The sequence below is a fragment of the Actinopolyspora alba genome (assembly GCF_900112765.1).
Lineage (GTDB): Bacteria > Actinomycetota > Actinomycetes > Mycobacteriales > Pseudonocardiaceae > Actinopolyspora > Actinopolyspora alba.
This window is the reverse complement of record NZ_FOMZ01000003.1, coordinates 171216-191159: the sequence shown is the minus strand read 5'-3', so window position 1 is coordinate 191159 and position 19944 is coordinate 171216. Positions and strand designations below refer to the sequence as shown.

Annotated in this window: 19 protein-coding genes; 4 read left to right on the top strand and 15 right to left on the bottom strand. The window is 68.3% G+C overall.

What is annotated here, in order from left to right:
• Nucleotides 1–155: 155 nt before the first annotated feature.
• Entirely contained in the window at nt 156–776 is a 621-nt protein-coding gene (locus tag BM150_RS05460; protein ID WP_092924678.1) for a Trp biosynthesis-associated membrane protein, read from the bottom strand.
• A gap of 94 nt (nt 777–870) precedes the next feature.
• Nucleotides 871–2502: an anthranilate synthase component I gene (locus BM150_RS05455; protein WP_092924676.1), complete on the bottom strand. Its 1632-nt coding sequence runs from the start codon at nt 2500–2502 to the stop codon at nt 871–873.
• Between the two features lie 87 nt (nt 2503–2589).
• Between BM150_RS05455 and BM150_RS05450 the strand changes: the two genes are divergently transcribed.
• Nucleotides 2590–3228, top strand: coding sequence for a TetR/AcrR family transcriptional regulator (locus BM150_RS05450; protein ID WP_092925049.1), 639 nt, complete (start codon nt 2590–2592; stop codon nt 3226–3228).
• Nucleotides 3229–3289: 61 nt separating this feature from the next.
• Here the strand turns inward: BM150_RS05450 and hisI are convergent, their stop codons facing one another.
• From hisI to hisH, 5 genes are all read right to left on the bottom strand, one after another.
• On the bottom strand, nt 3290–3676 hold the full coding sequence (hisI, locus tag BM150_RS05445) for a phosphoribosyl-AMP cyclohydrolase (protein WP_092924674.1): 387 nt from the start codon (nt 3674–3676) through the stop codon (nt 3290–3292).
• Complete coding sequence (gene hisF / locus BM150_RS05440) at nt 3673–4446, bottom strand: imidazole glycerol phosphate synthase subunit HisF (RefSeq protein WP_092924672.1); 774 nt, start codon at nt 4444–4446, stop codon at nt 3673–3675. Before hisF ends, hisI begins: the two co-directional genes overlap by 4 nt.
• Nucleotides 4447–4583: 137 nt before the next feature.
• The gene (gene priA, locus BM150_RS05435; RefSeq protein ID WP_092924670.1) at nt 4584–5318 is read right to left on the bottom strand and encodes a bifunctional 1-(5-phosphoribosyl)-5-((5-phosphoribosylamino)methylideneamino)imidazole-4-carboxamide isomerase/phosphoribosylanthranilate isomerase PriA; all 735 of its coding nucleotides are present in this window, start codon (nt 5316–5318) and stop codon (nt 4584–4586) included.
• Between the two features lie 77 nt (nt 5319–5395).
• The gene (locus BM150_RS05430; RefSeq protein WP_245755277.1) at nt 5396–5611 is read right to left on the bottom strand and encodes a hypothetical protein; all 216 of its coding nucleotides are present in this window, start codon (nt 5609–5611) and stop codon (nt 5396–5398) included.
• Nucleotides 5608–6237, bottom strand: a complete 630-nt coding sequence (hisH, locus tag BM150_RS05425; RefSeq protein WP_092924668.1) for an imidazole glycerol phosphate synthase subunit HisH — start codon at nt 6235–6237, stop codon at nt 5608–5610. The genes BM150_RS05430 and hisH overlap by 4 nt, the downstream gene beginning before the upstream one ends.
• A gap of 133 nt (nt 6238–6370) precedes the next feature.
• Between hisH and soxR the strand changes: the two genes are divergently transcribed.
• Nucleotides 6371–6832 (top strand): redox-sensitive transcriptional activator SoxR, encoded by a 462-nt coding sequence (soxR, locus tag BM150_RS05420; protein ID WP_092924666.1) that lies wholly within the window; start codon nt 6371–6373, stop codon nt 6830–6832.
• A 5-nt stretch (nt 6833–6837) separates the two neighbouring features.
• On the opposite strand, the gene BM150_RS05415 is transcribed toward soxR, so the two are convergent.
• Nucleotides 6838–7536, bottom strand: coding sequence for a response regulator (locus tag BM150_RS05415; protein ID WP_092924664.1), 699 nt, complete (start codon nt 7534–7536; stop codon nt 6838–6840).
• A gap of 238 nt (nt 7537–7774) precedes the next feature.
• Complete coding sequence (locus tag BM150_RS05410; protein ID WP_217641378.1) at nt 7775–9424, bottom strand: sensor histidine kinase; 1650 nt, start codon at nt 9422–9424, stop codon at nt 7775–7777.
• 234 nt (nt 9425–9658) lie between these two features.
• Here BM150_RS05410 and BM150_RS05405 point away from each other — a divergent pair, with 234 nt between their 5' ends.
• The gene (locus BM150_RS05405) at nt 9659–11029 is read left to right on the top strand and encodes a GntP family permease (RefSeq protein WP_092924662.1); all 1371 of its coding nucleotides are present in this window, start codon (nt 9659–9661) and stop codon (nt 11027–11029) included.
• A 63-nt stretch (nt 11030–11092) separates the two neighbouring features.
• Here BM150_RS05405 and BM150_RS24030 read toward each other — a convergent pair whose 3' ends face one another.
• The 6 genes from BM150_RS24030 to hisD form a co-directional block, all read right to left on the bottom strand.
• On the bottom strand, nt 11093–11248 hold the full coding sequence (locus BM150_RS24030) for a hypothetical protein (protein ID WP_175496699.1): 156 nt from the start codon (nt 11246–11248) through the stop codon (nt 11093–11095).
• 119 nt (nt 11249–11367) lie between these two features.
• The gene (locus tag BM150_RS05400) at nt 11368–13692 is read right to left on the bottom strand and encodes an FdhF/YdeP family oxidoreductase (RefSeq protein WP_092925043.1); all 2325 of its coding nucleotides are present in this window, start codon (nt 13690–13692) and stop codon (nt 11368–11370) included.
• 341 nt (nt 13693–14033) lie between these two features.
• Nucleotides 14034–14981 (bottom strand): PLP-dependent cysteine synthase family protein, encoded by a 948-nt coding sequence (locus BM150_RS05395; protein WP_092924660.1) that lies wholly within the window; start codon nt 14979–14981, stop codon nt 14034–14036.
• Nucleotides 14982–15248: 267 nt separating this feature from the next.
• Nucleotides 15249–15863: an imidazoleglycerol-phosphate dehydratase HisB gene (gene hisB / locus BM150_RS05390; RefSeq protein WP_092924658.1), complete on the bottom strand. Its 615-nt coding sequence runs from the start codon at nt 15861–15863 to the stop codon at nt 15249–15251.
• On the bottom strand, nt 15860–16978 hold the full coding sequence (locus BM150_RS05385; RefSeq protein ID WP_092925041.1) for a histidinol-phosphate transaminase: 1119 nt from the start codon (nt 16976–16978) through the stop codon (nt 15860–15862). The genes hisB and BM150_RS05385 overlap by 4 nt, the downstream gene beginning before the upstream one ends.
• A gap of 45 nt (nt 16979–17023) precedes the next feature.
• On the bottom strand, nt 17024–18346 hold the full coding sequence (gene hisD / locus BM150_RS05380) for a histidinol dehydrogenase (RefSeq protein ID WP_092924656.1): 1323 nt from the start codon (nt 18344–18346) through the stop codon (nt 17024–17026).
• Between the two features lie 313 nt (nt 18347–18659).
• Here hisD and BM150_RS05375 point away from each other — a divergent pair, with 313 nt between their 5' ends.
• Nucleotides 18660–19916, top strand: a complete 1257-nt coding sequence (locus tag BM150_RS05375) for a M14 family metallopeptidase (RefSeq protein WP_092925039.1) — start codon at nt 18660–18662, stop codon at nt 19914–19916.
• Nucleotides 19917–19944: the final 28 nt, after the last annotated feature.

Genomic DNA, 19944 nt, shown 5'->3' with positions numbered 1-19944 from the left:
CAGGGGGCGGAACAATGTCCCAGCGCATCAAGGACCTTGGTCCCTGGTCGACGCGCGCTCGCGTTGTCAGGAAGGTCCCGCACCGGGAAAAACACAGTTCTCTCGTGTGCTCGGAGCACTCCGTCCCCGAGCCGTGACCGGCCCTCGGCCGGGAATCAACCGTTCTCGTCTCCGTCACCCGCTTCGGTGGGGTCACGCCCTTCGTCCAGATCCTCCCAGAGACGCCGGTCCGGATCACGGGTTTCCCGCGCTTCGGCGGGTGCGGAGTACTTGGACCCCATGGCCGGCATCCGCTGGGCGGCGAGCATCACCGCCAACCCGCACAGCAGGAGCACGAGCGCCGCGCCCCCCATCAGCGCGGGACCGTAGGGCAGGACCTCACGCACCTCCAGCGGTTCGCTGCCCGGCGCGGCGCCGGGCAGCTCGGAAACGCCGCTGGGGCCGGCCAACCAGTCGAACAGGCGCCACCCCAGCAGAACCGCCTCGAGGACGACGATCAGACCGATCAACCGACGCAGCAGACCACCGGTCGCCAGCACGGCGGCGATCGCCGCCAGGGTGGCCAGCGCGAGCGGGGTGAGCTCGGGGCGAATCGCCTCACCGGCCACTCGTGCCACGTCGGCCCCGGAGAACGGTGTCCGGTAACGCTGCCGGATCCACACCGTTGAACTCGCCGCCCACAGTCCGACGGCGACGGCAAGCATGCCGATGACGCACGAGACCAGCAACCGGCGGCCCGTCGCACTCCGCCCGGTTGACTCCTGTCGGTCGGTCAAGCCGGTTTCACACTCCCGTCTCGGGATCTGGGGTTCGGTGTCTCGGGAGGCCGGATCTCCGGCCGCTCCGGTTCCCTCGGTCGGCTGGAGGACCTCACTTCGGCAGCGGGCCTCCCGACTCCGGGGACGGGGCGTCGACTCGGAGCTCGTCGCCGCGGCCGTCGGGCGTGGTGTCGATCCGGGCAGCCGGGTCGTCCGCCGGGCGGCGGAGTGTCCCCGCCGTGGCTACGGCATTGAGCACCGCCCTGGCCTTGTTCAGGCACTCCTGGTCCTCGGCTGCCGGGTCCGAGTCGGCGACGATACCGCCGCCCGCCTGCACGTACGCGGTGCCGTGCCGCAGCAGCGCGGTGCGGATGGCGATGGCCGTGTCGGCGTTGCCCGCGAAATCGAAGTAGCCGACCACTCCGCCGTACTGCGCACGCCGTGTCGGCTCCAGCTCCTCGATTATCCGCATGGCACGAGGCTTGGGCGCCCCGGACAGCGTGCCCGCTGGGAAACAGGCCGTCACCGCGTCGAGCGCGTTGTGGTCCTCCGCGAGCTCACCGGTGACCGAGGAGACGATGTGCATGACGTGGCTGTAGCGCTCCACGCGGAAGAACTCCACGGGGTGCACCGATCCGGGACGACACACCCTTCCCAGGTCGTTGCGGGCCAGATCGACGAGCATGAGGTGCTCGGCACGCTCCTTCTCGTCGTTGATGAGCTCCTTTTCGAGGGCCACGTCCTCGTCCTCGTCGGCGCCCCGCCACCTGGTCCCGGCGATGGGATAGGTGGTGGCGTTGCCGTCCCGCACCTTGACCAACGACTCGGGGCTGGATCCCACGATGTCGAACGGCTGGTCATCGGCGGGGTCCGGCAGCCGCAGCAGGTACATGTAGGGACTCGGATTGGTCGTGCGCAGTATCCGGTAGATGTCCAGCGCCTGCGCGTCGGTACGCATCTCGAAGCGCTGCGAGACGACCACCTGGAACGCCTCGCCCTCGTGGATCGCCTCCTTGGCGCGTCGCACCGCCTCCCGGTGTCGCTCGGACTCGCGATAGCGGGTGAACTCCGGCTCCGGCCGGGAAAAGGTCGCCACGGTGGAGGGGGCGGGGACGTGCAACCGTCGTGTCATCTCGTCGAGCCTGGCTACGGCGTCGTCGTAGGCAGCGTCCACCCGCTCGGGGCTGTCGTCCCAGTTGACCGCGTTGGCGATCAACGTGACGGTTCCCTCGTGATGATCCAGCGCGGCGAGATCGGTGGCGAAGAGCATCACCATCTCCGGGATACCGAGGTCGTCCTCGGTCTCCTCCGGCAGGAGTTCGAACCTGCGGACGGTGTCGTAGCCGAGATAACCGACCATTCCGCCGGTCAGCGGCGGCAACCCGGGCAACGGATCGGTGTGCAACAGCCGCAGTGTCTCGCGGAGCGTAGTCATCGGGTCACCGTCGGTGGGCAAACCCGCCGGAGGTGTCCCCAACCACTGCGATTCACCGTCACGCACCGTGAGAGCAGCGGCGCTGCGCACTCCCACGAAGGACCAGCGCGACCAGGAACGCCCGTTCTCGGCGGATTCGAACAGGAACGTCCCGGATTCGTTCCGCGCCAATTTGCGATACAGCCCGAGCGGCGTCTCGTCATCCGCGAGCAGTCGCCGCACGACCGGGATTACCCGGCGCCCTACGGCGAGCTCACGGAATTCGGCTCGCGATGGGCTGCTAGTGCCGATGTCACCGTCGCCGACCATGGCGTCATTGTCGCAGGCCGCCCACGGCGGCTTACCGCGACTGACCGGAAGTTGCGGAAGACGCGACCCGGCGGTGAGGATGAGATCGTGCGATCGAACAGCCACGACAACGAGGAGACCCGGCTACGACGGGGCAGGCGTGGCGGTGATCGAAGCACCAGGGGCGAATTGCTCGACGCGGCCCGCGCCGCGTTCATCGAGAACGGCTACGAGGGTGCCACCGTGCGGGGAATCGCGAGCCGGGCGGGCGTGGACCCCGCGATGGTGCGGCACTGGTTCGGCGGCAAGGAGGGACTGTTCACCGCGGCGGTGGCCATACCGATCGAGCCGGGGAAGGCGCTGCCGCTGCTGTTGGACGGCCCCGACGAGCAACTGGCGGAGCGGATGCTGGGGATGTTCCTGTCGGTTTGGGACGAAGCGGGAGGTGGCGAGTTCACCGCGCTGATACGCAGCCTGTCCGTGCGGGACAGCGCGGTGCGCATGTTGCGTGAGTTCCTCAGCACCGCGCTGTTCGACAGGCTGCTGCGTGAGCTGCGCTCCGACGAACCCGAGCTGCGTGCCACGCTGTGCGGATCACAGGTGGTCGGCCTGGGCATGATGCGCTACGTGCTACGCATGGAACCGCTGGCCAGCGCCGACCACGAGACCGTGGTGGCTACCATCGCCCCCAATCTGCAGCGTTACCTGACCGGATCGCTGCGACCGGACCGTTCGCGGACCCTGTGACGGGGGTCGTCCGGTGCGGGTACCGGTAACCGACCGTCCACGCGGCTCCTGTCGCGGGTGCTCACTCGGCGGCGGTCCCCACCTCGGGGCGTAGCAGCACGTCGGACTCGAAGCAGTCGGGGGCACCCGTGTGGCAGGCGGCGCCGTGCTGCTCCACGAGCAGCAGCACGGTGTCGCCGTCGCAGTCGAGCCGGACCTCGCGCACGTACTGCGTGTGGCCGGACGACTCGCCCTTGACCCAGTGCCTGGCGCGACTGCGCGAATAGTAAGTGGCGCGCCTGTCGCGCAGGGTGAGCCGCAGCGCCTCGTCATCCATCCAGGCCATCATCAGCACCCGACCGGTGTCGTGCTGCTGGGCCACGGCGGCGATCAACCCGTCCCCGTTGCGCTTGAGTCTCGCGACGATCGCCGGGTCGAGGGCCTCCCCCTGACTTGCCGATGAGGTCATCGGACCGTGATCCCCTCCGCTCGCATGGCGTTCTTGACTTGCTCGACGGTCAGCTCACCGAAGTGGAAAACACTGGCGGCCAGCACGGCATCGGCTCCGGCGTGCACGGCAGGCGCGAAGTGCCCCACCTCTCCCGCACCACCACTCGCGATGAGCGGAACCCGGACGGCGGCACGCACGGCACGGATCATCTCCAGGTCGAACCCCGCCTTGGTGCCGTCCGCGTCCATGGAGTTGAGCAGTATCTCGCCGACACCGAGTCGTTCGGCTCTGACCGCCCACTCCACCGCGCAGATCCCGGTTCCCCTGCGACCGCCGTGCGTGGTGACCTCGAATCCGGAGGCGGTTTCCGTGCCGTCGGACGGAACCCTCCTGGCGTCGACGGACAGCACCACGCACTGTGCGCCGAACCGGCGCGACGCCGTGCGGAGGAGTTCCGGATCGGCGATCGCCGCGGTGTTGAGGCTGACCTTGTCCGCCCCGGCGCGAAGCAGCCGGTCCACGTCCTCGGGACCGCGCACCCCGCCCCCCACCGTCAGCGGGATGAAAACCTGGTCGGCCGTGCCGCGAACCACGTCGTAGGTGGTCTCCCGGTCGGCGGAGGAGGCCGTGACGTCGAGGAAGGTCAGCTCGTCGGCCCACTCGCCGTCGTAGCGACGGGCCAACTCCACCGGATCCCCCGCATCGACCAACCCGGTGAAGTTGACTCCCTTGACCACTCGCCCCTGGTCGACGTCCAGACAGGGGATCACACGCACAGCGACCGCCATACCACCAGCATAAGTGTCCGCCGGTGGAGCGGTTCGCCGGCTTCGGTGATCGGGCGCGGGCGGGTTCGGAGTCCGAACGGCGCGGCGATTTCGCGCGAAATCGCCACGACCGTGGGCGATGCCGCCGCTGCCCGTGCTCATCCCCTGACGGCTTCGAGCGCCTCGGGGAGGGTGAAGTTGCCCGCGTACAGCGCCTTGCCCACGATCGAGCCCTCGAGCCCGAACGGCTCCAGCCCGGCGAGCGCAACCAGGTCATCCACAGTGGATACCCCACCGGAGGCCACCACCGGCGCGGACGTGTGCTCGCAGACGGCACGGAGCAACGACAGGTTCGGGCCGCCCAGCGTGCCGTCCTTGCTGACATCGGTGACCACGTAGCGACAGCAGCCGGCGGCGTCCAACCTGTCGAGCACCTGCCACAGGTCCCCGCCGTCGCGTGTCCAACCGCGCGCTGCCAACCGGTGGCCCCGCTCGCCGATCCGCACGTCCAGACCGACCGCGACGCGCTGACCGTGCTCGGCGACCACTCTCGCGGTCCACTCCGGATCCTCCAGCGCGGCCGTACCGAGGTTCACCCTGGCACAACCGGTGTCCAGCGCGGCGCGCAACGAATCATCGTCCCGGATACCGCCGGAGAGCTCGACGTCGACGTCCAGTTTCGCGACCACTTCGGCGAGCAGTTCCCGGTTCGAACCGCGTCCGAAGGCGGCGTCCAGATCCACGAGGTGGACCCACTCCGCCCCCGCACGCTGCCACGCCAACGCGGCTTGCAACGGATCCCCGTAGGAGGTCTCGGTGCCCGCGGCACCCTGCACCAGACGTACGGCCTGCCCATCGGCAACGTCAACAGCGGGAAGCAGCGTGAAAGTCACGTCCCAAGCCTACGACGAGCCGGCCACGACCACGCCGCCGGCCGTGACGGTGGCCGCGGCGGCCGAACCGGTCGCGCTCAGCGCCGTCCTCGCGAACGGCCACCCGAGTACAGCGCGGCCCCCACCGGCACGGCGAGCACCAGCAGAGCCACGGAGATCACCAACCAGCCGGACACGCCTGCCGCCAGCAACGACGTGGCGGCGAACCCGACCACCATGCCGAAGCACAGCACGAACGCCACCACTCTGGCGGCACCACCGGGACGCATCAGCCCGTACCGACGCGCGCTCACAGCGTTCCCAACCAGTTACGCAGCAGAGCGCCTCCCGCGGCACCGGACTTCTCGGGGTGGAACTGGGTCGCCATCAGGGCACCGTCCTCCACCGCGGCCAGGAACGGCTCGCCGTGTTCGGCCCACACCGATCTCCGCCGGCTACTCGGCGCTTCGGCGTGCTCCTCCCAGCCACGGGCGGCGAAGGAGTGGACGAAGTAGAACCTGGTGTCCGGGTCCATCCCGGCGAACAGCACGCTGTCGGAGGGCGCGGTCACCGTGTTCCAACCCATGTGGGGCAGCACCTCCGCCCGCAACGGTTCCACGGCACCCGGCCACCGGCCGACTCCCTCGGCGGACACACCGTGCTCGACCCCTCGTTGGAACAGGATCTGCATCCCGACACAGATACCGAGCACGGGCCGGTTCTCGGCCAGTCGCCGGTCGACGAGTTCGTCACCACCCACCTCGAGCAGCCCGCGCATGCAGGCGGAGAAGGCACCGACACCGGGAACGACGAGACCGTCGGCTTCCATCGCCGTACGATGATCGTCACTCACCTCGACTCGCGCACCCGCGTGTTCCAGGGCACGTTCGGCCGAACGAAGATTGCCGGATCCGTAGTCCAGTACGACGACTCGTGGCACGTGACCAGCCTACCCGCTCCCGGAACGGCCGCGTGCCAGGACGGCGCACCCACCGCCGGGAGCGTATCGATACGCACCCGACCGAATTCGCGTAGTCGACCACTCCCACCGCCGTACTCGTTATGCTGGCGGAGTGTCGAAATCCGCCGCCAAGCTGACCATCGGTGAACTCGCCGAACGCAGTGGAATAGCGACCACGGCACTTCGGTTCTACGAAGACCGCGGGCTGATCAGGTCGACGCGCACGAGCGGCAACCAACGACGTTACGAGCGAAGCGTGCTGCGACGACTGGCGTTCATCCGCGCCGCCCAGCGCGTGGGATTGAGCCTGGAGGACGTCGCGGACGCGCTGCGGACCCTGCCGGACGATCACGCTCCGAGCAGAGCGGACTGGGCGAAGCTGTCGGAGCGCTGGCGCGACGAGCTCGATGCCCGCATCGACGGGCTGCAACGGCTGCGGGACCGGCTCACCGGTTGCATCGGCTGCGGCTGTCTGTCGTTGAACACCTGCTCGCTGCACAACCCTGACGACTGGATGGCTGCCAGCGGTCCCGCCGCGCCACGGCTTCGGCCGAAATCCGACGGCGGACTCTGAACGGTTCACGGAACCGCTCCGCCCGTGTCGTCGAGGTCGGCACGGTAGATCAGCTCGGGGCGTCCGACGCCGCCGTGCCTCGGCGAACGACGTGCCATGTCGCGCTCGACCAGGTACTCGAGATACCTGCGCGCCGTGACCCGGGAAACGCCCGCCAGCTTTCCCACCTTCCCTGCGGAGGCACCGTCCCCGCTCTCCCGCAGCGCCGCCGCCACGGAAGTCAACGTCTGTTCGTCCATCCCCTTGGGCAGTTCCTGGCGCTCGTTGTCGCGCAGCGTGGCGAACACGCGGTCGATCTCGTGCTGCCCGTTGACGGCACCGCCCCGGGAGAGCTCGCCCCGGAACCGCGCGTAGTTGCGCAACTTCTCCCGCATGGCCACGAAGGTGAACGGTTTGAGCAGGTACTGCACGACTCCGCTGGAGACCGACTCGCGGACCCGGTCGAGGTCACGCGCCGAGGTGACCGCTATGACATCGGTCCCACTGCCTCGGGTACGCAGCATCCTGCTGACCCGCAGTCCGTCCATGTCGGGCAGTCGCAGGTCCAGCAGCACGAGGTCCACAGCGGTGTGCGTCAGGAAACGCAGCGCTTCCTGACCGGTGCGGACACGTCCGACCACCCGGAACCCGGCGACGCTGTTGGCACAGGTCTCGTGTGCCTCACCGGCCACCTCGTCGTCCTCGACCACCAGCACCGAAATCATCCGAATTCCTCACCGCTACGTCACTTCCCACCGGGCGAGGCGACCGCACCACCGCGACGGCGCGCGGGACCGCACGGCAGTCCGCCTCCTCACCCCGGCAACGGCAGCGGGAAGCATGCCACACGAGCACACCGGTTGTCGTGCGGTTCAGCGGTGGGAGGCGTTGTCCGTTCGGTTTCCGCGGGGCGCGCTCGGCGGAACCCCACCCGTTCTCCGGGCTGGTGCCACCGAACGAGGCTCACGTGTCATCCGGATCGTCGGGTCGGGAGTGCTCCAGCGGCAGTCGCACGGTGAAGACCGCTCCCCGCAGCCCCTCGGAACCGTTGCACACCTCGATCCACCCACCGTGACGTCGCACGCTTCGTCCCACCAGTGCGAGTCCGATTCCTCGCCGCTCGTCCTTCCCGGAGTGCCCGTCGCGGAACAGCTTCCGCGTGTCCTCGACATCGACTCCGGAACCGTTGTCGGCCACGCGCAGCAACAACGAGTCCCGCTCGGCGCGGACGGTCACCGCCACCACGGGTGCCCGGTTCTCGGCCAGCAGAACAGCATCCACCGCGTTGTCGATCAGATTGCCCAGAATGGTGACCAGATCACGGGAACCCACGCGCGGCACCGAGCCGACGTGGGTGTCCTCGGTGATCCTGACCTCCACCCCGCGTTCGCGTGCCTGAGCCGACTTGCCCAGCAACAGGGCGGTGAGCACCGGTTCGTCGACGGCGCAGACAACTCGATCCGTGAGCTGCTGTGCGGTGCGCAGCTCCGAGGTAGCGAACTCCACCGCCTGTTCGGTACGACCGAGTTCGACCAGCGAAACTATGGTGTGCAGCCGGTTCGCCGACTCGTGTGCCCGCGAACGCAGTGATTCCGAGAATCCGCGCAGGGTGTCCAACTCGCGGTTCAGCGTGCGCAGCTCGGTATGGTCCCGCAGGGTGACGACGTTGCCCAGTGCCCGGTCCGAGTGGGCGGCTTCGACGGTCACCAGCAGAACCCGGTCCTCGACGAGATGCGGTTCGTCCCGCACCGGCGCACCGTTCGACAGCACTCCGATCAACGCTCCGGGCAGCCCGAGGGACTCGACACGGCGTCCCGCCACGTGTTCGGTTCCGAGCCCCAGCAGCGTCGCCGCGCCGTCGTTGCACAAGGTCACGACCCCGTCGGGCGAGATCAGCAGCAGTCCTTCGCCGACCGTGTGCAGGACGGCTTCGTGGTATTCGTACATACCGCTCAGCTCCGCGGGAGTGAGCCCGTGGGTGTGGCCGCGCATGCGCACGCTGACCGCGTAGGTCGCCAGCCCACCGAACAGCAGGGCACCACAGGCCACCAGCAGCAGGGCACGCAGCTGGTCCCGCAGCCTGCGGCTCAGTGCGCGAACCTTGATCCCCACGCTGACCAGCGCCCTGACCTCGCCCTGCCTGTCCACCACTGGAGCCACCGCCCGCACCGAGGGGCCCAGTGTGCCGGTGTAGGTCTCGGTGAACGTGTTCCCGCGCAGTGCCGGTCCGATGTGTCCCCAGAACCTTTCCCCGATCCGCTCCGGTTCGGGATGGGTGTAACGGATGCCGCGGGTGTCCATGATCGTCACGAAGTCCACACCGGCGCGGGAGGTGACTCGTCGCGCCACCGGCTGTAATCGGGCGCTGGGATCGGCGGAGTCCAACGCCGAACCGACCAAGGGGGTGGCCGCCAGCGTCTCGGCCACGGCCCGCACCTCGTTCCTCGCCGCCTGCTGGTTCCGCGCCCGCGCGCTGTACCAGGCCAGGCAGGCGCCCGACAGCACCACGACGAGCACGATCACGATCTGCAACACGAACAGTCGACGAGCCAGACTCCAGCGCGTACCGCGAGCGGCACGGTCACGGACACGGCTCCGGTGGTCGACGGTCACTACGGCTCTCCTGTCGGGACTCCGGTTGTCACGGCCGCCGAAGGCCCGGTTCGGCGGCGCGACGTGGGTTTCCGGGCACTGCTGTCCGAGCTTGCGACCCGCCCGAACCGCGAGCGGCCCGGTGAACGAAATGAACACAACGCTGACACCGCGTGGACATCGACCGATGGTTCCGAAACGACATTGCCAACCGCAACACGGTGTTAACCGTCGCGACCATGGAAGGCTGGGCAGTTGAACGAATCGCTGATTCTGTTGCACACCGGGGTGGCGATCGCGGGCACGATTCTGCTGATCCTCGCACTTCGGCTCGAACCGCTGATCGCGCTGCTGTGCGGCTCGCTCTATCTCGGGCTCGCCACCGGACTGGGGTTCGGCGGCACCACCGAAGCGATCACCGGCGGATTCGGCGGGATCATGACCGACATCGGTCTGTTGATCACCTTCGGCGTCCTACTCGGCTCGTTGCTTTCGGTTACCGGTGCGTTACGCCGGTTGACCGAGGGGATGCTGCGGATCTTCGGCGCCGAGCGGTCGCCGTACGTGTTCGGCACCGCGATGAGCAGCATTTTTCCGGCCATCTACACCGACGTACTGCTCGTGCTGACGGCACCGCTGGGACGTTCCATCGCGCCGCGGATCAGACGGGACGGCAGGGCCGCTATGGGCGCCGCGCTGATCCTGGGATCGGAGCTCGGGCTGGTGCTGGTCGTCCCTGGCGCGGGGGCACTGGCCGTGGCCGGTCTGCTGCACGTCTCACTGGGCAGGATGCTGCTGTTCGGTCTGCTGGTGACGGTGCCCACGGCTCTCGTGACGATCTACCTCTACCGGCTGTTGCTGCGCGGCGGGCTGTGGAACGGCGACAAGGACGAACTGGCCGACGAGGACCATGACTCGGACGAGGAATCCGCCGGAGCCTCGGAGAGTGCCGCCACGAGCCCGACCGGGCAGGAAGGGCATCTCCCCGGGCTGGGGGTGTCGCTGGCACCGCTGTGCATCACGATCCTGCTCATCGCGGGCGGCGGGATCGCCAAGGTGTCGGGCATCACATCCGGCCCGCTGGCCTTCCTCGGTAGTCCCCTGGTGGCGCTGTTCATCGGAGTCGTCACAGCGTACTCACTGGCCTGGGGCGGCGTCTCCCGGCAGGTGGCGAGCTCGGCCGTGGGCAGCGGACTGCGGGAGTGCGGTCCCATCCTGATCATCACCGGCATCGGCGGTTCGCTGGGCGGAGTCATCTCCGCGACCGGCCTGGAGGACATCCTGGCGGGTTACTTCACCTCGAACGCGTTGTCGCCGCTGCTGCTGGCCTGGTTCATCGCGGTGGTGCTGCACGTGGCGATCGGTTCGACCTCCGTGGCGGCGATCACCGCGGGCAGCGTGCTGGCACCGGCCCTCGGCGGCACGGACATCGCACCGCTGCTGATCGCCCTGGCCGCCGGTTCCGGAGCGCTGTTCGCGGTGCACGTCAACAGCAACTTCTTCTGGATGTTCCAGCGGCTGTTCGGGCTGACCACCCGAGGGACGCTGAAGACCTGCACCCTGGTGACGACGCTGGCCTCGGTGGTCTCGCTGGGATTCGTCCTGCTGTTGAGCGCGGTGATCTGATCACGGCACCCCGCGGCCGTCCGGACGCTCGCGGCGTGGTCCTGCCACGTCGCGAGCCCGGCCTCACCACGACATCCAGAGCACTCCGCCCGCCAGCGCCAGCACCGCACCCGCCGCGAGTATCACGGCGGGAACCCGTGCGGTCTTCCACATCGAGTAGGAACCGCCGGCCAGGAAGCCCGCGACCGCGAGCAGGATGATCGGCAGGAAATCACGCACAGCTGGGCAAACCTCTCGTGGCGGTCTCGGCGGGCAGTGGTCGGCACGGAAGCGCCGACCACCCGCGGCGGGAGCCTAGCAGTGGTGCTTCACGAGTTCCGCGCACGGAGACCGGGCCGTCACACCGCCGTCCGGCCGGGGTCCAACCGAACCACCACGGCCTTGGAGACCGGCGTGTTGGAGTACTCCGCCACCGAGTCCAGCGGAACCAGCGGGTTGGCCTCCGGATAGTAGGCCGCCACGCAGCCACGCGGGGTCGCGTAGCCGACCACCCGGAACGAATCGGCCCTGCGTTCCTCGATGCCGCCGGAACCGTCCGCCCATTCCGAGACGAGGTCCACGGTCTGCCCGTCGGCGAGGCCGAGTTCGGCGATGTCGACGGGGTTGACCAGCACGACGCGTCGCGCGTTCTCCACCCCGCGGTACCGGTCCGAGAGCCCGTAGATCGTGGTGTTGTACTGATCGTGACTGCGCAGGCTCTGCAGCAGCAGCCTGCCCTCCGGGACGTGGATCATGTCCGGAACGTTGTCCGTGAAATTGGCCTTTCCGGTGGCGGTCGGGAACGTCCTGCTGTCACGTGGGGGGTGCGGCAGCACGAATCCGTCGGGTTCACGTACCCGGTTGTTGTAACCGGCGCAGCCGGGGACCACGCGGGCGATGCTCTCGCGGACGCGGTCGTAGTCGTTCTCGAACTCCCGCCACGGAACCGGGTGGTCCTCGCCGAGCAGCGTCCGTGCCAGTTCGGACACGATGGCCACCTCGGACAGCAGATCGGGCGAGGCGGGGTCCAGCCGTCCCCGGGAACCGTGCACCACCGACATCGAGTCCTCGACGGTGACGAACTGCTCCCCACCGGCCTGCCGATCGCGTTCGGTTCGACCGAGCGTGGGCAGGATGAGCGCGGTCCGTCCCGGAACCACGTGCGAACGGTTGAGCTTGGTGGAGACCTGCACGGTGAGTTCGCAGGCGCGCAGCGCGGCCTCGGTGGCGGCGCTGTCCGGTGTGGCCGCGGCGAAGTTACCACCGAGCGCGAAGAACGCGGTGCAGCTTCCGTCGTGCATGGCACGCAGCGTCTCCACCGTGTCCCGACCGGGCTCGCGGGGAACCGAGAGCCCGAACTCCTCGTCCAGCGCGGACAGGAAGGACTCCGGCATGCGTTCCCAGATTCCCATGGTGCGGTCGCCCTGCACGTTGGAGTGACCCCGCACGGGGCACAGTCCCGCCCCGGGTTTGCCGATCATGCCCCGCAACAGCTGTACGTTGACGATCTCGCGAATGGTGGGGACGGCCTGCCGGTGCTGGGTGAGCCCCATCGCCCAGCAGACCACGGTCGAGCGCGAGTCGGCGAGCATCCGGGCGATACGCTCGATCTGCTGCTGCTCCAGGCCGGTCAGCCGCTCGACCTCCTGCCAGTCGATGTCCCGCCCGCGCGCGGCGAACTCGGCGAAACCGTGCGTGTGTTCCTCGATGAACTCGCGGTCCAGCACCGTGCCGGGTGACTCGTCCTCGAACCGCAGCAGCAGGGCACCGAGTGCTTTGAACAGCGCCAGGTCACCGCCGATGCGGATCTGGGCGAACTCGTCGGCGAGCGGGGTGCCGGATCCGGCCACTCCCCGGACGTTCTGGGGGTTGCTGAATCGCATCAATCCGGTTTCCGGCAGCGGGTTGATCGCCAGGATCCGGCCACCGTTGTGCTTGGTGCGCTCCAATGAGCTCAGCATGCGGGGATGGTTGGTCCCCGGGTTCTGCCCCATGACCACGACGAGATCGGCGTGTTCGATGTCGGAGAGGGTGACCGAGCCCTTGCCCACGCCGATGGTCTCGCTCAGGGCGGTTCCGGAGGACTCGTGGCACATGTTCGAGCAGTCGGGCAGGTTGTTGGTGCCGAACGAGCGCGCCAGCAGCTGGTAGCAGAAGGCCGCCTCGTTGCTCGCCCGCCCCGAGGTGTAGAACGAGGTGCGCTCCGGCCCGACCTCGCGGAGCTTGTCCGCTATGACCTCGAACGCCCGCTGCCAGTCGATCGGGCGGTAGTGGGTGTCCCCCTCGCGCCGGATCACCGGCTGGGTCAGGCGCCCCTGTTGCCCCAGCCAGTAGTCGGTTCGTTCCGCGAGGTCCTCGATCGAGTGGCTGTCGAAGAACTCGGGACCGACGGTGCGGGTGGTGGCCTCCTCGGCGACGGCCTTGGCGCCGTTCTCGCAGAATTCCACCCACTTGCGGGAACCGCCCTCGGCCTCCCTCGGTTCGGGCCATGCGCAACCGGGGCAGTCGAATCCACTGCGCTGATTCAGCAACGGCAGGGTCCTGGCGGTACGTACCGGCCCCATCTGTCGCAGGCTCCGGGTGAGTGAAACCACCACTCCCCGCACCCCGGCAGCGGATTTCTCGCGGCCGTGCACTTCGAGTTCCGATTCGTCGATGTCCTTCTCGGGGCCACGCCGGCTCACGTGATCCACCCCGCCTTTCGCCGCGAATTCACTGGTCGAACAGCTACATCATCGCGCTGTCACGCCGTAAACGCCAGCACGACCCGTGTCGAAACACCCGAAGCGGCGGCCTCCTACACGCCATGCTCAAAAACGAGACCCCTACCAACCCGGAACCCCACGCGTCGCTCGAAAACCGTAGCGGCGCCCCGGTAACAGGGGTTCCCCGGTGCGTGAGTCGGATGCATCGCGAGGCCGGGCCGCTCGCCGCGTAGATCGCTACTCAAGAGCCGGCCCAACACAGCAAGGCGCCGACTCACGTGCCGGCTAACCGACCACCCGGGCAACGGGTGTTGTGGTTCTCAAGTGAAATGTTCGGTGAGATACTTTTCTCCTTCGTCCGCGAGGAAGGTCACGATCTCCCCCAACTCCGGCCTGGCGCTCCGCAACCGTTTGGCGGCGAGCAGATGCGCCCCCGAGGAGGGCCCCACGAACAAGCCGTATCGTCTTCCGAGCTCGCGGGACTGCTCGATGGCGTCGGCACTGTCCACGGCCATGATCTCGTCCACCTCGTGGCGGTGCCTGTCGAACACTCCCGGCACGAAGCCGTCCGAGATGCCCTCGATCAGATGCTTGTCGATCTCACCGCACGCCAGGGTGCACGACTCGTTGGGCTCCACGGCCACGACCCGACATCCCGGGTTGACAGCGCGGAACGCCTGCCCCACCCCGACGATCGTTCCACCGGTGCCGACACCGCCGACCACCGCGTCGGGCAGGACTCCGGGAGGAAGCTGCCGCAGGATCTCCGGACCGAGCCAGCCGCGGTTCTCGTCGACGTTCCACTCGCTGTCGAACTGCTGCGGCGCGAAGTAGCCGGGTTGCGCACCGAGCTCGCGTGCGGTGCGCAGCGCGTCGTTGACGTGGAAGTCGCCGGTGGTACGGACTTCGGCGCCGAAAGCACGTGAGATGGCGGCACGTTCGGTGCTGACGTTGCACGGCATCACCACCAGCATCGGGTATCCCTTAACGGCGGCCACCATGCTCATGGCGTTGCCGGTGTTACCACTGCTGGCTTCCACGATGGTGTCGCCGGGACGCAGCAGTCCCTCCCGTTCGGCTCGCTCGATCATGTAGGTGGCGATGCGCGCCTTGATCGAACCAGACGGGTTGAGGAACTCCAGCTTGACCCGGATTCCCTCGATACGCAGCAACGGAGTATCGCCGACCGCTTCCAGCACGGAACCGACGTCGGCGGGGGACTCGGGAACGGCCGGTGGCCTCGCCCCGGCCAGCGGTGATCCGGTCATGCGCTCTCCCTTGACACCATTGTCAAAGCGGCAACACTGTTGTTGCGTAATGCACACTATGTTGCTTAATGAGCGACAATGCGACCGTATCGCGGTGTTGTCAAGGGAGTCGCCCAGCGATTCCACCCGCTCGTGTGATGCCTGGGCGCCGGGGCGCCCAGGCGCGACCGGACGACGGCGCGACCTCCCGCTCACGGGACGGCGGGAGGTTCCGCGCCGCTACGGACCGGACAACCGACGCGGAACCGGTTCACCGTTCCGAACCGGTCACAGCGTCCCCTTGGTGGAGGGAACCGTGGCGGCGAACCGGGGATCCGGCTCGACGGCGGCGCGCAGTGCGCGGGCGATCGCCTTGTACTGCGCCTCGGTGATGTGATGCGGGTCCCTGCCGTGGATCACCCGAGCGTGCAAGTTGATCGCGGCGTGGAAGGCCAACGACTCGAACACGTGCCTGTTGAGCACGAAGGGATAGTTGTTGCCGACGGTGAACGTGTTGTACTGCTCGGGTTCGCCCGCCAGCACGCAGTAGGGTCGCCCGGAGACGTCGACGGCCGCGTGCGCCAGCGTCTCGTCCATCGGTATCCAGGCATCCCCGAACCGGCGGATCCCCGTCTTGTCCCCGAGAGCCTGGCGCAGCGCCTGCCCCAACACGATCGCGGTGTCCTCGACGGTGTGGTGCGCGTCGATGTGGATGTCCCCGCTGGCGCGCACGGTCATGTCGAACGCGGCGTGCGTGGCGAGCGAGTGCAGCATGTGATCGTAGAACGGCACGGTCGTGTCGACCTCGACCCGGCCGCTGCCGTCGAGATCCAGCTCGACCGAGACCGTTGATTCCTTGGTGGTGCGTTCCACCCGTCCGGTACGGGATACCGCGTCGTTCACCGGGAGAGCTCCTCACGGACTCGCTCACTGGCCGCGAGGAAGGCGTCGTTGTCCCGCGGCGATCCTATTGTGACCCTGAGATGGCCACCGATACCCACGTCCCGGATCAGCACCCCGGAGTCGAGGTAGCGCTGCCAGGCGCGGTGGGCGTCGTCGAACATGCCGAACAGCACGAAGTTGGCATCGCTGTCGACCGGGGTGAATCCGAGTTCACGCAGCCGTCCGGTCACCCTGGCGCGCTCGTCCACGAGCTGCTTGACCCCGCCGAGCGTGGCGTCGGCGTGCCGCAGCGCCGCCCGCGCGGCCGCCTGGGTGACGCTGGAGAGGTGGTACGGCAACCGCACCAACAACAACGCGTCGATGACGGCGGGAGAAGCGGCGAGGTAACCGAGCCGTCCGCCCGCGAACGCGAACGCCTTGCTCATGGTCCGGCTGACGACGAGCTTGCTGGGGAACTCCCCCAACAACGAGATCGCGCTGTGCCGCTGTGAGAACTCCACGTAGGCCTCGTCCACGACGACGAGACCGGGAGCGGCACGCAGCAGGGCACGCAGGTCCTCGGGATCGATCGACTGCCCGGTGGGGTTGTTCGGGCTGGTCACGAAAACCACGTCCGGCCGGCGTTCGGTCACCGCCCGCGCCGCCTCGGCACCGTCCAGCGTGAAGTCGGAACGACGGGGTTCGGGGAGCCAGTCCGTGCGCGTACCCGCGGCGAGCACGGGATGCATCGAATAGGACGGCTCGAAGCCCAGCGCGGTGCGTCCGGGCCCTCCGAACGCCTGCAGGAGCTGTTGCAGTATCTCGTTGGATCCGTTGGCCGCCCACACGTTGCCGGACGAGACCGGCACGCCGGTGGCACCGGCCAGGTAGGCCGCCAGGTCCTCGCGCAGTGACACCGCGTCGCGGTCGGGATAGCGATTCAGCCCGGTCGCTGTCTCGCCGACGGCGGCGACGAGGTCGTCGACCAGCTGTTCGGGAGGCGGGAACGGATTCTCGTTGGTGTTAAGCAACACCGGAACGTCCAGCTGCGGCGCCCCGTACGGACTGCGGCCGCGCAGGTCCTCCCGCAGGGGCAAATCGGCCAGCGTCGTCTCGCCGCCGATCACGTCGCTCATCGATTCCACCAATTCGTCGTTGTTCGGAAGCAGGAGGTCGTGGCCTCAACCGGGTCGTTCGAACCGTGCTGTGACGGCTTCACCGTGCGCGGGAAGGTCCTCGGCATCGGCCAGCGCGACCACCTGCTCGGTGACCTCACGCAGGGCCCGCTCGCTGTAGTCGACCACGTGAATGCCGCGCAGGAAGCTCTGCACGCTCAGCCCGGAGGAATGCCGGGCGCACCCACCCGTGGGCAGCACGTGATTCGAGCCGGCGCAGTAGTCGCCGAGCGATACCGGCGCGTAAGGGCCGACGAAGATCGCGCCCGCGTTGCGCACCCCGGCGGCCACCCGGGAAGCCTCGGCGGTCTGGATCTCCAGGTGCTCGGCCGCGTAGGCGTCGACGACACGGATCCCGTCGGCGATCGAGGAGGTAAGCACGCAGCCGGACTGCTCCCCGGTCAACGCGGTGCGGATCCGCTCGGTGTGCTTGGTCGCGGGAACGCGTTCCGCCAGCCGTCGGTCGACCGCGTCGGCCAGTTCCTCGGAAGTGGTCACCAGCACGCTGGCGGCCAGCGTGTCGTGTTCGGCCTGACTGATCAGATCGGTGGCGACGTGTACCGGATCGGCCGTTTCGTCGGCCAGCACGGCGATCTCGGTCGGTCCCGCCTCGGCATCGATGCCGATGATGTTCCGCAGCTGTCGTTTCGCCGCGGTGACGTAGACGTTGCCCGGTCCGGTGACCATGTCCACCGGAAGCAGCTCTCGCCCGTCGGTGTCGGAACCGCCGTAGGCGAGCAGCCCCACCGCCTGGGCACCACCGACCGCCCACACCTCGTCGACGCCGAGCAACGCGGCGGCGGCGAGGATGGTCGGGTGCGGCCTGCCACCGAACTCCGGCTGTGGCGGTGAGCACACCACCAGCGACTCCACACCCGCCGCCTGCGCCGGAACCACGTTCATCACGACGCTGGAGGGATACACCGCCAGCCCACCCGGGGCGTAGAGCCCGACCCTGGAGACCGGCACCCAGCGTTCGGTCACCGTGCCGCCGTCGGCGACCTCGGTGGTGACGTCGGTGCGCCGCTGCTCGGCATGCACCTTCCTGGCTCGACGCACGGACTCCTCGAGCGCGGTGCGGATCGAGGGATCCAGTTCCTCCAGAGCCGCACGCAGCTCCGTGTCAGGGACCCGTACCCGCTCGGGACGCACGGAGTCGAACCGCTCGGTGTGGTCCAGGGCCGCGGCGGCACCCCGCTCGGCGATGTCGTCGAGCAGCGGCCGCACGGCGGGCAGCGCGTGTTCCACGTCCATACCGGCACGTGGCAGCCGACCGCGTAGCTCACCGACGGACGGTTCCCGACCGCGCAGGTCGATACGGCTGAGCATGGGACTTCCCTCCGCGAAACGTTGCTGCGAACCAGGGTATCCGTACTCCTGCCCGGCTCCGTCGGCAGCTCCACCTCCTCGACACGACGTCCGGGCGCCTTCCGGACGAGCGGGCCGTACCGCGACGCCCCTGAGACATCGTTCCGAGGCCGTGTCTCGGCTCGGGTGCTCGCCCGGACCGGCAAGCAGGCCGTACCGGCAGGGGATCCTGACACGAAAAACGGCCCCACTCTCATACGTACGCATGTTGTGACGAAGCGTAATCGCGGCGAACCTCGGTGGGGGCACCGAATCCGTGATCGATCGGAGGAACATGCGCACGCTACGACGACGGACAACCGTGGCACTGTCGGTCACCGCTCTCCTGCTGTCGCTGCCTGCCACCCAGTCGGCGTTCGCGCGGGGAAGTGATCACACCGGGGAAGACACCAGCAGGGCCGTCTACCGGATCCCGAACACGGACACCGCTTCCCGCACCGCTGTCAATCGCACCGGCGCGCTGGTGCTTTCGGTAACCGGGGAAACCGCCTTCGTCGAAGCCACCCCGGCGCAGGCCGAGCGGCTGCGTGACCGGGGACTGAGCCCGCGACGCCTCCCCGCGGCGACCGACGCTCCCGTTCGCCCGGAGTCCTCGCCCGCCGACTTCCCTCCCGAGGACAGCGGCTACCACACGTACTCCGAAACGGTTTCGGAGATCGAGGAGGCCGCGGCCGAACACGCGGAAATCGTCGACAGCACGAGCGCGGGCCGTTCGGCGCGGGGCAGGGACATTCCGGTGGTCAAGATAAGCGACAACGCCGGGACGGACGAGAACGAACCTGAAGTGCTGTTCACGTGCAACCAGCACGCCAGAGAACACCTCACGACCGAGATGTGCCTGCACATCCTGCGGCGCTACACCGACAACCACGGCTCCGATCCCGACATCACGAACGCGGTCGACAGCCGGGAGATCTGGATAATCCCGATGGTCAACCCGGACGGCGCGACCTACGACGTGTCGGGCGACGGCTACCGGGCCTGGCGCCGCAACCGGGAGAGCGTTCCGGTCGACCTGAACCGCAACTGGGGCTACAAGTGGGGCTGCTGCGGCGGGTCCAGCGGGAACCCGAGTCAACCGACCTACCGTGGCCCGGCGCCCTTCTCCGCACCGGAAACCGCCGCGATAAGGGATTTCGTCGAATCACGCGAGGCGGAGGGACGGCAACGGATAACCGCGCACATCGATTTCCACAGCTTCTCGGAGCTGGTGCTGTGGCCGTACGGCTACACCACCGCGGACACGGCACCGGGCATGACACGGGAGCAGTACCGCAGGTTCGCCGAGCTGGGCAACGCGATGGCCCGCAGCAACGGGTACACGCCGATGCAGTCGAGTGACCTCTACGTCACCGACGGCAGTGTGAACGACTGGATGTGGGCCGAACACGGCATACTCTCGTTCACGTTCGAGATGTATCCGAGCAGCGGGGGAATCGGCGGTTTCTACCCGCCGGACGAGGTCATCGAGCGGGAAACCGCTCGCAACGACGAAGCGGTGGCGATGTTGCTGAACGAGGCGGGGGCCTGACCGGATCACGGGTGGGGCGGTGCGTCTC